The 15,254-nt window shown below is 42.2% G+C and carries 11 protein-coding genes; 7 read left to right on the top strand and 4 right to left on the bottom strand.

Going from position 1 to position 15,254, the window contains the following annotated elements; genetic code table 11:
• Nucleotides 1-9: 9 nt before the first annotated feature.
• The gene (locus tag DI077_RS18890; protein ID WP_109022384.1) at nt 10-456 is read right to left on the bottom strand and encodes a four-helix bundle copper-binding protein; all 447 of its coding nucleotides are present in this window, start codon (nt 454-456) and stop codon (nt 10-12) included.
• A gap of 210 nt (nt 457-666) precedes the next feature.
• Between DI077_RS18890 and DI077_RS18885 the strand changes: the two genes are divergently transcribed.
• Complete coding sequence (locus tag DI077_RS18885; protein ID WP_167837229.1) at nt 667-840, top strand: hypothetical protein; 174 nt, start codon at nt 667-669, stop codon at nt 838-840.
• Nucleotides 841-985: 145 nt separating this feature from the next.
• Here the strand turns inward: DI077_RS18885 and DI077_RS18880 are convergent, their stop codons facing one another.
• Complete coding sequence (locus tag DI077_RS18880) at nt 986-2,209, bottom strand: TraB/GumN family protein (protein ID WP_109022386.1); 1,224 nt, start codon at nt 2,207-2,209, stop codon at nt 986-988.
• A 60-nt stretch (nt 2,210-2,269) separates the two neighbouring features.
• Here DI077_RS18880 and DI077_RS18875 point away from each other — a divergent pair, with 60 nt between their 5' ends.
• From DI077_RS18875 to DI077_RS18865, 3 genes are read left to right on the top strand one after another with little or no spacing between them, the layout of a single operon-like run.
• The gene (locus DI077_RS18875) at nt 2,270-2,773 is read left to right on the top strand and encodes a chemotaxis protein CheD (RefSeq protein ID WP_109022387.1); all 504 of its coding nucleotides are present in this window, start codon (nt 2,270-2,272) and stop codon (nt 2,771-2,773) included.
• Nucleotides 2,774-2,780: 7 nt separating this feature from the next.
• Nucleotides 2,781-3,635, top strand: coding sequence for an HDOD domain-containing protein (locus tag DI077_RS18870; RefSeq protein WP_109022388.1), 855 nt, complete (start codon nt 2,781-2,783; stop codon nt 3,633-3,635).
• Nucleotides 3,636-3,638: 3 nt separating this feature from the next.
• Nucleotides 3,639-4,166: a shikimate kinase gene (locus DI077_RS18865; protein WP_109022389.1), complete on the top strand. Its 528-nt coding sequence runs from the start codon at nt 3,639-3,641 to the stop codon at nt 4,164-4,166.
• Between the two features lie 9 nt (nt 4,167-4,175).
• Here DI077_RS18865 and DI077_RS18860 read toward each other — a convergent pair whose 3' ends face one another.
• Both DI077_RS18860 and DI077_RS18855 read right to left on the bottom strand, forming a co-directional pair.
• Entirely contained in the window at nt 4,176-6,701 is a 2,526-nt protein-coding gene (locus DI077_RS18860; RefSeq protein WP_109022390.1) for an ATP-binding protein, read from the bottom strand.
• Between the two features lie 12 nt (nt 6,702-6,713).
• Nucleotides 6,714-7,652 carry a TPM domain-containing protein gene (locus DI077_RS18855; protein ID WP_109022391.1) on the bottom strand — a complete coding sequence of 313 codons (939 nt, stop codon included), beginning with the start codon at nt 7,650-7,652 and terminating at the stop codon, nt 6,714-6,716.
• Between the two features lie 28 nt (nt 7,653-7,680).
• Here DI077_RS18855 and DI077_RS18850 point away from each other — a divergent pair, with 28 nt between their 5' ends.
• The 3 genes from DI077_RS18850 (at nt 7,681) to DI077_RS18840 (ending at nt 15,062) form a co-directional block, all read left to right on the top strand.
• Nucleotides 7,681-8,859, top strand: a complete 1,179-nt coding sequence (locus tag DI077_RS18850) for a hypothetical protein (RefSeq protein WP_135354943.1) — start codon at nt 7,681-7,683, stop codon at nt 8,857-8,859.
• 184 nt (nt 8,860-9,043) lie between these two features.
• Nucleotides 9,044-13,627 carry a glutamate synthase large subunit gene (gltB, locus tag DI077_RS18845; protein WP_109022393.1) on the top strand — a complete coding sequence of 1,528 codons (4,584 nt, stop codon included), beginning with the start codon at nt 9,044-9,046 and terminating at the stop codon, nt 13,625-13,627.
• Complete coding sequence (locus tag DI077_RS18840) at nt 13,620-15,062, top strand: glutamate synthase subunit beta (RefSeq protein WP_109022394.1); 1,443 nt, start codon at nt 13,620-13,622, stop codon at nt 15,060-15,062. The genes gltB and DI077_RS18840 overlap by 8 nt, the downstream gene beginning before the upstream one ends.
• Nucleotides 15,063-15,254 lie beyond the last annotated feature (192 nt).

Raw genomic sequence — 15,254 nt, 5'->3', positions numbered from 1 at the left:
ATAACCTGTTTATACTTTTGCCATTTCTTTGGCACAAGCTACGCAGCTTTCATAACAATCCTTACAAACAGCATGGTGTTCCGCATGTTTTTTGCAATCTTTCGCACAAGCTTCGCAAATTTCCACACAGAGAGATGCCATCTTTTTAGTGAAAGGAGAGTTGTTGCTGGCAAGAGAAATAAATGCTTCACAGGCTGCGATTGTTTCTCTTGTAGATTTCGCGCAATCACCCAGACTTTTGTCACCTTTTGCAAGTTCGGTGATACAGTGCCCCAGACAAACCTCCGCGGCAAGTTTGCAATGGATTGCAGACATTAAAACCTTTGCATACTTGGATTTTCCCGTGGAAGCGGGCATAGTCATATCGTGTTTATGATCTTCCGCGAAAAGACTGTTCACTAAGCCTGCTGTCGCCAGCATAGCAGCTGAATTGGTTACAAATTGTTTACGGTTCATATATAATTCCTTTATTAAATTTTAAAACATAGAGAGGGTAAAAGAAAATGGAAATCCATTTTCTTTTTGGGATTTTAAATTAATAGTCGAACCGAATCTAAAAAATGGTTTGTAGAAGAAAGATATCGGATTTGCCGTTTGGAGAAATTGCCGGGAAGAAAGGAGAACAATAGGTGAAAAGGCCTATCGGTTTGATAGAAGGAGAAAAAGGTGTTGGACTCTTGGGTCTCCGACTTTTCCAAAGAAAAGGAAGCTTCCGCAGTGCGCAATTCCTGGAAAGCTAGAGGGCAATCACACGTTTCTTTGGAATCTTTTTTCTCACTATCGGAATTTGTTTGGTGGCATTTCGGCAGATGGGAAGTCGATTCCACCGTATTTTTATAAAATGCAAAATCCCCCGGACATAGATCAAGCACCGCCGATTTGCATCCCAAAAACAAAAGGAATGCAAAACATAAAACAAAGGCAAGCGGCTTGGAACGATCTTTTCTCATCCGGATATTAGACCGATACAATCGGTCTCTTAACTCTAAAATAAACCTTTTAGTCCTTTCCAAGCAACAATAAAAGTTCCGACTGTGGAACCGATTTGAGGCAGAAAGAACACCAGAAAAATCCGAATCACACGGTTTCTCCAAAATCCGGAAAATGATTCGGAATCGGTTGTGATTTTTTCAAAATCTTCCACAAGCGGTTTTCTTAAATAAGACTCCGCCAATGCTGCGACCCAGCCTGCTTTGAAAATGGGTAAAAAGGTTCCGATGGGTGCTGTGATAAACGCAAGGAAGACGGAAATAGGATGAGCGAGTGCAATGATCGCACCAAGGGCTGCAAGCCCACCTTTTATAATTACCAATTTGGAAACCAGATCCACACCGGCACCGGCTCCTTGAGACCATGTGGTATAAGCGATCAATACACCGAAAAACACGGGATATGCGATGAGACTCGCAATATCCTGCCATTTTCTTTTGGGAATTTCTTCCAAAGGGACAAGATCATTTATTTTACGAATATGATTTAAAATTCCCTGCAAATGCCCTGCTCCGACAACAGCCACAACTTTCTTTACGCCGGATTCGGTTGCCGCTCTTCTGATTTTTTCGGCAAGATACATATCCCTTTCATCGATGATTACGTGTTTGACCGACTCATATCTTTTGGGAATCTGAGAAAAAAGATCCTTTAGAATATCGTCCCCTTTCATCTCTTCTATTTTTTCCGTCGTTACTTCCTCACGAACGAAAAGAGAAGTGATGAGAGCACTGAACAAATACATCTTTGAAAAAAAAGAAACATTCCCCCAAGACCGTTTTAAAGTCGTTTGAATGTCTCTATCCACCGGGACAATTGTAACATCCGTTCTGCGGCCTAACTCGATCGCCTTACGCATTTCGTCGCCCGGTTTCACATCCCCACCCATCTTCTTTTGAAAGGAGGACAAAATCAAACTGGACATGAGAAGCCACATTTTTCTCTCTTTGAATACTTTAAAGATATCCAATTTTTTCAAATAATCGGGATCTTCGACAGATTTCATTCTGGATTCGCATAACTCGATGCAGATGGAATCCGGCTTTACTTTTCCGATTAGGTTTTCAACCGTTTTGACACTGACTTCGGAAACATGGGCGGTTCCCAGAATATGGACTTCCGTCTTCCCGAAATATTCTAATTTGTAGGGTTCGGTTGTCTTAAAACTCGGTTTTCTTGTTGTTTTTGTCTTTGTAATTGATTTTTTGATTGAAGGCATTGTATAGGATTTCTATCCTTTAAACCTAAGTAGCGGTTCCATTCTCCAAAAACAAGAAGAATGTTGGTAAAATCTAAAATCATAAATGTAGGGATCGCCGATATCAAGGTCGGAAAAGGTACGGATATCCTTCGTACGACTCTCGGATCCTGTATCGGAATTGTTCTTTATGACCCGGAACAAAAAATCGGGGCCATATCCCATATCATGCTCGCCAAAGACCCTACTGGCAAAGATTCCCAAAAATCTCCCCATAAATACGGCGAAACAGCTTTACCTGAACTGATCAAGATGATGCAGGAGGCAGGCTCTTCCATAGGCCAATTCAATTGCCGGATGTTTGGCGGAGCATCTATGTTCAAAGGAATCAATTCCAATTTTTTACAAAACATAGGTGAGCAAAATATAGCAATTGTCAAAAAATTTATGGAAGAAAAGAAAATCCCAATTATAGTGGAAGACATTGCAGGAAACGAAGGTAGGACCATCAGCTTGTATACGGAAGATGGTAGAATTTTGTTAAAAAAAGCGGGTATGGAAAAGTACCTGTATAAGGTGCGATAATCAGACCATGTTAAAGGAAAAAGTAGACGAAGTACTAAAAGACGTAAACAAACTTCCTGCGATTTCATCCGTAGTATCGAAGGTTTTGGAAAAGTTGCAAAACCCTGATGTGAATATCAACGATCTTGCTTCTGAAATTTCCAAAGACCCGGCGATCACCGCTTCCGTAATTAAAATCTCAAATTCAGCATACTACAGGGCCTCCAAACCCATCCGCACAGTTTCCGAAGCACTTATGACTTTGGGAACAAAGACTGTCAAAGAAATTGTCCTGCTAACAGCGGCTAAAGGTATTCTTTCCCAGGATTTAAACAGTTATCAATTGGAAGCTGCCCAACTTTGGAGTGCTTCCCTTCTTGTTGCGGAAATGTCCAGCCGGATCGTACAAAGCAAAAAGCTACCGATCGACAAAGACTTGGCATTTACCTCCGGCCTATTGTGTAGCGTGGGTAAGATTGTACTTTCCCAATTCTTTCAACCGGTTCTATTTCAATTGAAAAATGAGCTGAAGGAAAACAAAGAACCTTTCCCTACTCTCGAGAAGAAATACTTCGGTTATACTCATATGGAAGTTTCGGAAAATCTACTGAAGAAGTGGAATTTCCCGCCGGAACTAGTCGATGTGGTTGCCAACTATCTCAATCCGGAAAATTCAAAAGTCAATCAGCTACTAACGAGCGTTGTTCATATCGCAAGTATCATCATTATAGTGTCCGGAATAGGAATCGATATCGGAGGCGAATCGGTTCCCATCTCTCCTTTGGCACTTAGTCTAACAGGGATTACAGATGCCGATATTGAAAACTATTTTTTGCATATCCCGGATCTACAGGCAGGCCTTGCCGATCTTCTGAACGTTTAAACGATGAATATTATTTTCATCGGCCCGAGAGGTGCCGGAAAATCCAAAGTTTCCCGTGCACTTTCCAAACGAATCGACTATCCGATAGTTTCAACAGATTCCATCATCGTATACGAAAACGGTGGAATGCCCATTCCCAAGTACATTGAAAACAATAGCTGGAAAAGTTTCAGAGATCTGGAATATTCCATTCTGAAAAAACTGGAAAGTGCGGATGGAATCATATTGGACTCCGGCGGGGGAATTCTTTTCGATTTGGATGCGGATGGCAATGAAATTTTAAGCGAAAGAAAACTATTCATTCTGAAAAAACTGGGAAGAATCATACTCTTAGAAAGGGATTTTAAAGAACTTTTGGAAAAGGTGGAAGGCGACAAAACAAGACCCGATCTAGCTAAAAACAAAGCCTATTCCGAAATTCTGAAAAAACGATTACCGGTTTATGAAAATGCGGCAAATTATAAATTGAATATGAGTAATCTTTCCAAAGAAGAAGCTGTGGACCGAATCACAGATTGGTTGGGGATCTAGATTTTAAATTTAAGACAAGTACTGCGACAATATCTGTTTCAGAGCGCTTCTATCTATCGGTTTGGTTAGAAAATCGTTCATACCCGAACTCAAACATTTTTCCTTTTCACCTTTTACAGCACCCGCAGTAAGAGCAATAATGGTCGCAGATAGATTCCTTTCTTTTTCAAATTCACGGATTTCCTTCGTCGCCGTATAACCGTCCATTTGCGGCATCTGAATGTCCATCAGGATGATTTTAGGCAAAGAACGTTTGTACTCCGCTACCGCTTCTGTTCCGTTTTTTGCCTCCAGAATTTTTGCATCGGGAATAAGTCTGGATACGAGAACTTTCGTCAGCTGCATATTCACGGAATTGTCTTCCACAATCATTAACAACGGTGGTTCCGTTGATGAGTTATCCTCGTTAGAAGTGGTTGCGGAAGTTTGTGTGGTTTCTTGTATTCCCCATCTGGCTTTCGATTGAGAAGCAAAAGGCAAAAACAAACTGAAACTGAAAGTACTTCCCAGACCGGGGGTACTTTCCAAATGAAGGGAAGCCCCCATTTGATTTAAGATCTTTTCCGAAATCACAAGTCCAAGCCCTGTGCCTCCGTACTTTTTGGTAGTGGAAGCATCTCCTTGACTGAATGCCTGGAATAATCTGGACTGATTCTCTCTTGAAATTCCTATCCCGGTATCTTTGATGGAAAATGCAAATTCATTGATAGGCGGATGATCTCCTTCAATGCGTTTCAAATTAAATTCAATTTCTCCGCGGCTTGTAAATTTAATGGCGTTGCTGAATAAATTGAGTAGTACTTGTTTCAAACGAATCGGATCGACTAATACAAAGATCGGTTCTTTCGGAAGATGAATGGTCATCTGAATTCCTTTCGCCTTCGCCTGTAAGGCGAGTATGGAAATGGAAGAAGTAATCAAATCGAGAAGATCGGTCTCCACTTCATACAACTCCAGTTTTCCCGCCTCGATTTTCGAAAAATCCAGAATGTCTGAGATCACATCCATAAGGGAACGCGCGGAAGTAGATACATTCTCCATATAGGATTTTTGAACTTCATTGAGAGGAGTTTGCATCATTAGATCCGCAAAACCGATCACTCCGTTTAAAGGAGTTCTAATTTCATGAGACATGTTTGCCAAAAATTCGGTTTTAGCGCTGCTTGCAAATTCCGCCTGTTCCTTTGCTTGTTTTAATTCAAGTTCCGCCTGCTTCCGTTCCGTAATATTTTCGGTATACATCACCATCCCACCGATACTACCATTAGGTGTAGTCCAAGGACGTACTTCCCATTTCAACCATTGAATGCTTCCGTCCAAACGATAAAAAGGGTCTTCATCGCGTCGATCCGTAATTCCTGCCAAACAACGTTTATGTATTTCCTTCCATTCGTCCGATATCTCCGGAAATATTTCATAATGGGAGAAGCCGATGATATCACGATCCACCAAACCGTAATCTACTTTCCATCGTTCGGAACATGCGATATAACGCATTTGGTTGTCCATCATCGCCACTGCCGCCGGTGCATATTGAACAAATGCGGTTAATTTTGCTTCCGATTCCTTTATGGCCTCTTCCGAATTCTTCCGATCGGTTATATCCAACATATATCCGCTCCAAATGACCGATTCATTGGATTTGGTGGTACTCGGTAAAGAAGACAGTTGAATCCATTTGAGTTTTCCTGATGGGGTGATCATCCGAAGTTCCACATCGAATTGAGTACTCTTTCTACCGATCCGAAAAACACCTGATCTTAGTTTGGCTCTGTCGTGAGGATGGACCATATTGAAAAACAATTTGAAATCGTTTTGCATTTGAGGAGCATCCATTTCGAAAAAATCGAAACATCTGGGACTTAGGTATAAAAACTCGCTTTTTCCGTTTTTATGCATAATATAATCGTACAAAACGAACGGTATGGTCTTAGCCATTCTTTCAAACCGTTCCGTACTTTGTTTATATGCTTCTTCCGCAAATTTTCTGATATTCTGAGAGCGTCTAGCTTCAATTAGTTGTCCAATCGTAAGTAACAACGGTTCTAAAAACTTTGCTATAGACTCTTCGTAACCGCCTTTTTTATTTGCGATACATACAAGAGCGGTGATTTTTCCCAAATGCCGGATAGGAAGGCCTAAAAAAGAATGAGGAGGAGAAAATCCGGGGATCGGTTTTGATTTTTCCGTGAATGTCTGATTAAAAAGAATCGGCTCTCCCGTAAATAGTGCGTGTTCGAATAGGGTTTCCAAATTTGAAAATTCGAAATTATTGATTTTATCGGAGTTTTCGATCGCGCCTTTTTCCGTTTGATTCCAGGAAATATCGGAGATGGATTGAGCTTTGAGATAAGGTTCGCCAGCAGCATTGAACAATACTTCTCCGATCAGACCGAATTCACTTTCCGTCAAAAGCAAAAGATCTTTCAATAATTGTTGAAATGCATCTTGGTGATCACTGGAGATAAAAGTAGACTGTGCCCGGGTTATGGCATCAAGTAGTGCTAAGTATCTTTTTTCGTAATCAGTTTGCATACAACTCCTTACTTACCAACTACCACTGGAACCACCGCCACCGAAACTTCCTCCACCTCCGCTGAACCCTCCTCCCGAAGAGCTACTACTTCCACCGGAACTCCAACTTCCGCCACCTTCACTGTAATGGACATTCCGGGATACCTTGTCGGAAAATCGTTTGATTATCGAGAATCGATTTCTTGTTAGACGGACAAAGGGGAACCCAATCAGATAAATGAAGTTGCAAACCGCCCACCCCCAAAATCCGTAGAACATGGTAGGCAGCCATTGAAAAAAAATCAAAAGAAAAAAGAACAATCCCACACCTTTAATGTCTTCATGAAAGGCACCGATAAAGGCAAAAGTAAAGATGACGCCCACAAATGGAATTCCAAAGATATATAAAAAGAATCCCCCTTCCTCACCGATACCTCGGAATTTTCTAAACTTATCCCATAATGTAGGCTCTGGCGGAACTTCCCCTGTTTCCAAGATCCGAATGATTTCGAATGAGCCTTTCTCCAAACCTTCTTCGTAATTTCCATCCTTGAAAAAAGGAATCATAGTATTTTTAATCACACGATTGCAATAAATATCCGTTAGGGTTCCTTCCAAACCGTATCCGACTTCAATCCTGACTTTTCTATCATCCAAAGAAAGGAGAATCAAAACTCCGTTGTCTTTTCCCTTTTCACCTAATTTCCATTCTTCGGCGACCTTGATGCTATATTCTTCCAAATTTTCGCCCTCTAATGAACGTATGGCGAGAATTGCAATCTGATTGGTAAACTGTCTTTCATGATCGGCAAGAATACTTTCCATTTTTTCCTGAAAAACTGAGGAAAAAATACCCGGTTCCACCGTAACCCTTCCCGCTAAATTAGGAATCTCTTTCGCCAAAACCGAAGAAAAGAAAAGGGCAAATAATAGGCTGAATCGAATTGGCATGGGAAATAGCATAGTTGACATTTTTCTAAGAATAAAGTTCTTTTTATCAATGGAAGTGAAGTTTTTACAGGATGTTATCATAATCAGTGATCAAGATACTTATCAATATATTTACTTAGCGGGAGCGGTATTTTGGATCGTTGCCTGTTTTTCCGGATTATTTGCATTTCGTTCTCTTGATAAAAAACCGAGTATCGCACTGACTCTATTTACTTTCGTTAGTTTCTTTCCCTTCAGTTATTTATGCTACGATTCGTACAAATCCCCAAACTCTATCTTTCATTATGCGGCAAAAATAGATGCGAAAGAGAACACTGTTTCCTTTGGAGATTCACGAGAAATAAAAGATGTAACGATTCCCTTTTCCGATTGGAAATCTTATACCGTAACTTCCGAAACTGTCTCAGATAAAAACTCGGTTCGTTACAAAGATACAATCAACCTAGAACATAAGAACGGATTTTATCTTCCTTTGACAACAGTCAGCGTAACGAAAAGTGAAGGTTTTTCCAGATACGCTGAATTGAACCGGGAGCTGAGGCGTTTTTCAAAAATCTTCCCTTTACCGATCCACACTGTGTATGGAAAAAAGCACCCCGGTGTTTTTTTAAAAATCAACGAGTCGAAAAACCCGGAATCTTCACTTCCTATGTATGTGCCGGAAAGAAAACCACATTTACCCGAAATACAATTGCCACTTCGTTGGAATTACATTGTGTCTCCTCTTGCTTGGGGGTTTTTCTTTTTGTTCTTAAGCTTTGGTCATCTGGGAGTTCTTACTACATACGTAAGTTATTATCATCAAAAATCCGTTTGGTTGGGGTTAAGTATTCTTTTCATCACTTACCCGATTGCATTTTGGATTGGGAATGCGAATATCTTTGGAAAAAAAGATATGATGATGGTGTTGGAAGAAACAGGATCATCATACAAACTGTATTCGATTCGCAAAGGACAACCTCCCGGTCTGGAATCGGAAGTGATCAAAGATTCCGGAGTGATTGCAAAACTTGATCTTCCTTCCAAAACGATGGGTTTTCTAAAATCAGAAATTTATCAAAAAGCTTTGGAGCTAGCGGAGAAAAAAGACAAAGGAGACCTAAGTGGCACCTTTTCCGATCTGGGAAAGATCATAGGCGAAGGTTGGAAACAACAGAATTGGTATCTAAGCGATCTGCCACTTGAGTACACAACTGCCTTATATTTTCGCTTTTTTGCCTCAAAATAAAAATTCAAAAAATGCGTACCACGTGATCATATTTTCTATTATATATGCATAATGATTAACATAGATACATTTCAAAGATTTTGAAATTGCGTAAAAGTCTCACAATATGCTACTTTTAAAAGGATTGGACGCTTAACCCTTTTTCAAAAACAAGGTACATTACTTGCTTTAGGATAGGATACTCATGCACACAGAAAGAAATCCATTTACACTCCCTCCTCTAGGACCACAAGCGCAAGGCATGTACGACCCCGCTCTGGACAAAGATTCCTGCGGCGTCGGCTTTATCGCCAACTACAAAGGAGTACGCTCACGAGATATCGTGGACAAGGGAATCCGTCTTATGTGCAACCTAGAGCACAGAGGCGCCGAGGGGGCCGATCCTAAAACGGGTGACGGTGCCGGGATCATGATCAACATCCCCGATGCCTTTTTTAGAAAGGTACTTCCTTTCAAATTACCTAAAGAAGGTGATTATGCAGTAGGAGTTTTATTTTTACCCCAGAATAAAGATGTGCGGGAAGCTCTCGAAAACGTAATCGAAAAGATCATCGTTGACGAAGGTGAGGAATTTTTAGGTTTTCGCGAAGTTCCGATTAACACAAATTACGCGGGGATAGTCGCATTAAAAACACTTCCCGTGTTCAAACAGGTTTTCTTTGCCAAAAAATCGAAAAAAATCAAAACAAGCGACGAGTTCGAGAGAAAAGTATTCTTAATCAGAAGACTCATCGACAGAAGGATTCGCGCAGAATACAAACTGGATCGTTCCCAATACTATGTTCCCAGCTTCTCTTCCAAAACAATCGTTTATAAAGGAATGTTACTCGGGGATCAGGTTAAAAAGTTCTACGACGATCTGAAAGATCCCGATCTGAAATCCGCTTTCTGTCTGACTCATACCCGTTTCTCGACTAACACATTCCCTACTTGGGACTTGGCACACCCTTACAGGCTGATTGCCCATAACGGAGAGATCAATACTCTTCGCGGCAACATGAACTGGATGGCAGCGAGACAAATGGTAATGGAATCCCCTATTTACGGGGAAGAATTGAAACGAATGCTTCCTATCGTTATGGAAGGTCAGTCCGATACCGCTACATTCGATACTGTACTCGAACTTCTTGTGATGGGAGGAAGAAGCCTTCCTCACGCAGTCATGATGATGATTCCGGAAGCCTGGTCCAAAAACAAAGCAATGGATGCCGACAAACGTGCGTTTTACGAATACCACGCTACGATTATGGAACCTTGGGACGGACCGGCTGCAATCGCATTTACGGACGGAAGAATCATAGGCGCCACTCTGGATAGAAACGGTTTGCGTCCCGCACGTTTTATCGTTACAAAAGACGATGAAGTCATCATGTCTTCCGAGGCGGGAGTATTGAACCTTCCTCCGGAACAAATTCTCAAACAAGATAGACTTCGCCCGGGAAGAATGCTCCTTATCGACATGGAGAAAGGTCAAATCCTGGACGATGAAGAAATCAAAAAACAAATCTCCACTCAAAAACCATATAAAAAATGGGTAGATGAGAATATGATTCGTCTGCATTCTCTTCCTGATCCGGAGAACGTAAAACAGCCGCAACACGAAACCATATTGGAACGCCAAAGAGCCTTCGGTTATACACATGAAGACGTATTTACCATAGTAAAACCGATGGGAGTAGCGGGTGAAGAACCTACGGGTTCCATGGGTGTGGACTCTGCACTTGCCGTTCTCAGTGAAAAATCACAACCTCTTTTCCGTTACTTCAAACAGAACTTTGCTCAAGTAACAAACCCTCCGATCGATCCGATCCGGGAAGAACTTGTGATGGAGCTCACTACCTACATCGGGCCGGAAGGAAACCTTCTGGACGAACAGCCGGAACATGCCCATAGACTTGAGCTTGAACATCCGATTCTTACCAATGAGGACTTTGAAAAGATCAAACAGATCAGCGAAGGTCATTTCAAATCCAAAACTTTCGAGATATTATTCGATCCTTCCAAAAAGCACGATATGAGAAACTCTCTCGATCGGGTTTGCAAGGATGCTGCGAAAGCAGTTCGTGAATCCGGTGTCAATCTGATCATCCTGACTGACCATGGGGTGAATGAGAAAAGAACCGCGATTCCTTCTCTTTTGGCAGTCGCAGGGCTTCATCACTTTTTAATCCGTGAAGGACTCAGAACCAAAGTAGGAATCGTTTTGGAATCCGGAGAGCCGAGAGAAGTTGCCCACTTCGCCTTGTTATGCGGCTTTGGTGCAAACGCAATCAACCCTTACTTGGCTTTCGAAACTCTGTCGGACTTAAACCAACAAGGGTTGTTGCCGGAAGTCTCCGATTACAAAACCGCCAAAAAGAATTATATCAAATCCATCGGGAAGGGACTTTTCAAAGTATTCTCCAAAATGGGAATCTCCACATTGCAGTCGTATTGCGGAGCGCAGATCTTTGAAGCGATCGGTCTTGATTCGGAGCTAGTGAACGGATATTTTGCGGGAACTCCAACCAGAATCGAAGGGCTTTCTTTGGAAATGTTGGAAGAAGAAACTGTCAGAAGACACAGACAAGCTTATGATTCCACTTACTTTCCAAACAACCTGGAGCCGGGTGGAGTTCATTATTTCCGCAAAAACGGAGATACTCATCTCTATACTCCTACTACGGTTCATAAATTGCAAAAAGCAACCAGAGACAATGATTACAAAACTTTCAAAGAGTTTTCAAGCCTTATCGACAACCAAAACGAAAAGGCGATCACTCTCAGAAGTTTGTTCAATCTGGATTTTGAAAATTCAAATGAAATTCCTCTGGAAGAAGTGGAATCCGTAAAATCCATTCTCAAAAGATTCCAAACGGGAGCCATGAGCCACGGATCCATTTCCTGGGAAGCGCATACTACTCTTGCCATTGCCATGAACCGAATCGGTGCAAAATCCAATACGGGTGAAGGCGGAGAAGATCCGATCCGATTCAAAACTCTCCCGAACGGAGACTCGATGCGGTCTGCGATCAAACAGGTCGCCTCAGCTCGGTTTGGTGTTACAATGGAATATCTTACTAACTCGGATGATATCCAAATCAAATTGGCACAGGGCGCAAAACCGGGTGAAGGCGGACAGCTACCCGGTCACAAGGTGGACAAATACATAGGCGGACTTCGTTATGCGACTCCGGGTGTAACTTTGATCTCTCCTCCTCCTCACCATGATATTTATTCCATCGAAGATTTGAAACAATTGATCTTTGATTTGAAAAACTCGAACCCGAGAGCCAGAGTTTCGGTAAAACTGGTATCGGAAACGGGAGTGGGTACTGTTGCTGCAGGAGTTGCAAAAGCGAAAGCGGATCATATCCTGATTGCAGGTCACGAAGGTGGAACGGGAGCTAGTCCTATTTCTTCCATTCATCATGCAGGAACTCCTTGGGAATTGGGACTTTCCGAAACCCACCAAACTCTCGTTGCGAACGGACTCAGAGATAGAGTGTATCTGGCAGTGGACGGCAAATTACTTACCGGAAAAGACGTCGTAGTTGGTGCGTTACTCGGTGCGGAAGAATTCGGATTTTCCACCTCGGCACTTGTGGCAGTGGGTTGTATCATGATGCGTAAATGCCATCTCAATACCTGCCCTGTGGGAGTCGCAACTCAAGATGAATTTTTAAGAAGTAAATTCACAGGCAAACCCGAGTATGTTGTGAATTTCATGAACTTTGTCGCGGAAGAAGTGAGAGAGATCATGGCAAAACTCGGATTCAGAACTTTTGAAGAAATGATCGGCCAAGTGGAAAAGATCAAATTCAAAAGACCTCAACACCATTGGAAGGCACGTGGTCTTGATTTTACGAAAGTTCTGCATAGACCTACTCCGATTTTCCCGACAGGTCTTTTCAGATCCAAAGAACAAAACCATCATTTGGATGAACAAATCGATAACGAATTGATTCGCCAGGCAAGAGCGGCGGTGGATCACAAACAACCTGTAGAAATCAAATCGGATATCGTAAACTTAAACAGATCGGTCGGAACCATGTTATCCCATGAAGTGACCAAAAAATACGGAGTGGACGGACTTCCCGAAGATACTATTAAAATCAATTTCACCGGAACCGCAGGACAAGCGTTTGCTGCCTTCGTTACGAAAGGAATCACTTTGAAATTGACCGGCGAAGGAAACGACTATGTAGGAAAAGGACTTTGCGGGGGGAAATTAATCTTCGAAACACCGAAGACAGCTCCTTACAAGGCGGAAGAAAACATAGTCATCGGTAACACATGTTTTTACGGAGCAACAAGTGGTGAAGCTTTCGTGAATGGAATTGCAGGAGAAAGATTTGCAGTTCGTAACTCGGGGGCGGTCGTCGTTGTAGAAGGAACCGGGGACCATGGCTGCGAATACATGACCGGCGGAAGAGTGATCGTTCTAGGAAGTATCGGCCGCAACTTTGCCGCAGGAATGTCGGGTGGAATCGCCTATCTTTGGAATCCCGACGGCAAGATAGAAGCTCAGATCAATAAAGAGATGGTAGACTTGGATCCTTTAACAGACGCTAAAGAGATCGAAGAAGTGAAAAACCTGATCCTAAAACATAAAAATTATACGGGTTCGGAAAGAGCTTCTTTGATACTTAGCAACTGGGACAAAGAAATATCACGTTTTGTAAAAATCATTCCAAGAGATTATAAGAAAGCTCTGGAAAAAATGGCTGAAGAAGCGAAAGCAGGTTCGGCGAACGGACAAAAAGAAGGGGTGGGCGCACGTGGGTAAACCGACTGGATTTTTAGAATATAAAAAAGATTATCTTCAAAAGATAGCTCCAAGCGAAAGAATCAAAAACTACAAAGAATTTGAGAAACCTTTCCCGGAAGAAAAGGTAAAAGAGCAAGGCGCAAGATGTATGGATTGCGGAATTCCTTTTTGCCATGGCGAAACAGGATGCCCTGTAGACAACCTCATCCCAGAGTTCAACGATTTCATTTACAGAGGTCGTTGGAAAGAGGCTTGGGAAAATCTTTCCAAGACAAACAATTTTCCGGAGTTTACGGGCAGACTTTGCCCGGCTCCTTGCGAATCTGCCTGCACATTGGGAATTATAGAACCTCCCGTATCCATCAAGTCGATCGAAAGAACGATTATCGATCGGGCATGGGAAGAAGGTTGGGTCATCCCGCAACCTTCCGTACACAAAACAGGTAAAAAAATAGCAGTGGTCGGATCAGGACCGGCAGGACTTGCCGCAGCACAGCAGTTAGCTAGAGCCGGACATTCCGTAACTTTATTCGAAAAGAACGATAGAATCGGCGGCCTACTCCGTTACGGAATCCCCGATTTCAAAATGGAAAAATGGCATATCGACAAACGAATGAAACAAATGGAAGCAGAGGGAGTTGTTTTCAAAACAAATGTAAATGTAGGTAAGGACATCACCACCAAAGAATTACAAGATGATTTTGATGCAATCGTCCTTGCTTGCGGTTCAGAAGTTCCCCGCGACTTACCTCTTCCCGGTAGAGAGCTCAAAGGAGTTCATTTCGCTATGGACTTCCTTGCTAAGAATAATAAAAAAGTTGCCGGAGACGATTTGGAAATCATTTCCGCTAAAGACAAAAATGTAATCGTAATCGGCGGTGGAGATACAGGTTCGGATTGCGTAGGAACTTCCAACAGACACGGTGCAAAATCAATCACACAAATAGAACTATTCCCCGAACCTCCGAAAGACAGAGATCCTTCCACTCCTTGGCCTTTGTATCCGAAAATGTTAAGAACATCGTCTTCTCACGAAGAAGGTGCGGTTCGTAAATGGGCGATTTCCACTTTGGGCTTCAAAGGAAATGAAAAAGGAGAAGTCACTTCTATCTACGGACAGGAAATCAAGGAAGAAGCCGGAAAATTCATTCCGATCCCCGGAACCGAATTCGAATGGCCCGCAGAATTAGTGTTACTTGCTATGGGATTTGTAAATCCTGTAAAAGAAGGTTTATTGCAAGATTTGCAAAACCAAGGTTTGGAGTTAGATGCCAGAGGAAATGTGAAAGCGGAATTCGGAACAAAACCCGGGTCTTTTGCTACGACCATTCCTAAAGTATTTGCTTGCGGGGATGTAAGAAGAGGCCAATCTTTGATTGTTTGGGCGATTTCCGAAGGCAGAAAATGTGCGGAACAAGTGAACCAATTTCTTAAACAAGAGGCAGAGGTTTAAATCTCTACCTTTTCCCATTCATCTGGGACCGCATTTAGAGCAAACTTTCTCGTAACATGGGTAGGAAGATTTTTGCAAGTTCGTGACAACTTGATCGTGACTTGTAAAAAACTTCTTGCCTTGCTCCCAAATAAGGTGAATGATTGGAAGAAATAGTTTAAGTAAGGCTAGTCCGACCAAGATAATAGTTAC

It is taken from the genome of Leptospira kobayashii (genome assembly GCF_003114835.2).
Lineage (GTDB): Bacteria > Spirochaetota > Leptospiria > Leptospirales > Leptospiraceae > Leptospira_A > Leptospira_A kobayashii.
Note: the sequence above shows the minus strand (reverse complement) of the source record. Positions and strands in the feature narration are given on the sequence as shown.

What these genes read in the sequence shown, in the direction of transcription:
- DI077_RS18890 (WP_109022384.1), bottom strand. Translation starts at nt 456, where the DNA reads ATGAACCGTAAACAATTTGTAACCAATTCAGCTGCTATGCTGGCGACA.
- DI077_RS18880 (WP_109022386.1), bottom strand. Translation starts at nt 2,209, where the DNA reads ATGCCTTCAATCAAAAAATCAATTACAAAGACAAAAACAACAAGAAAA.
- DI077_RS18875 (WP_109022387.1), top strand. Translation starts at nt 2,270, where the DNA reads ATGTTGGTAAAATCTAAAATCATAAATGTAGGGATCGCCGATATCAAG.
- DI077_RS18870 (WP_109022388.1), top strand. Translation starts at nt 2,781, where the DNA reads ATGTTAAAGGAAAAAGTAGACGAAGTACTAAAAGACGTAAACAAACTT.
- DI077_RS18865 (WP_109022389.1), top strand. Translation starts at nt 3,639, where the DNA reads ATGAATATTATTTTCATCGGCCCGAGAGGTGCCGGAAAATCCAAAGTT.
- DI077_RS18860 (WP_109022390.1), bottom strand. Translation starts at nt 6,701, where the DNA reads ATGCAAACTGATTACGAAAAAAGATACTTAGCACTACTTGATGCCATA.
- DI077_RS18855 (WP_109022391.1), bottom strand. Translation starts at nt 7,652, where the DNA reads ATGTCAACTATGCTATTTCCCATGCCAATTCGATTCAGCCTATTATTT.
- DI077_RS18850 (WP_135354943.1), top strand. Translation starts at nt 7,681, where the DNA reads ATGGAAGTGAAGTTTTTACAGGATGTTATCATAATCAGTGATCAAGAT.
- gltB (WP_109022393.1), top strand. Translation starts at nt 9,044, where the DNA reads ATGCACACAGAAAGAAATCCATTTACACTCCCTCCTCTAGGACCACAA.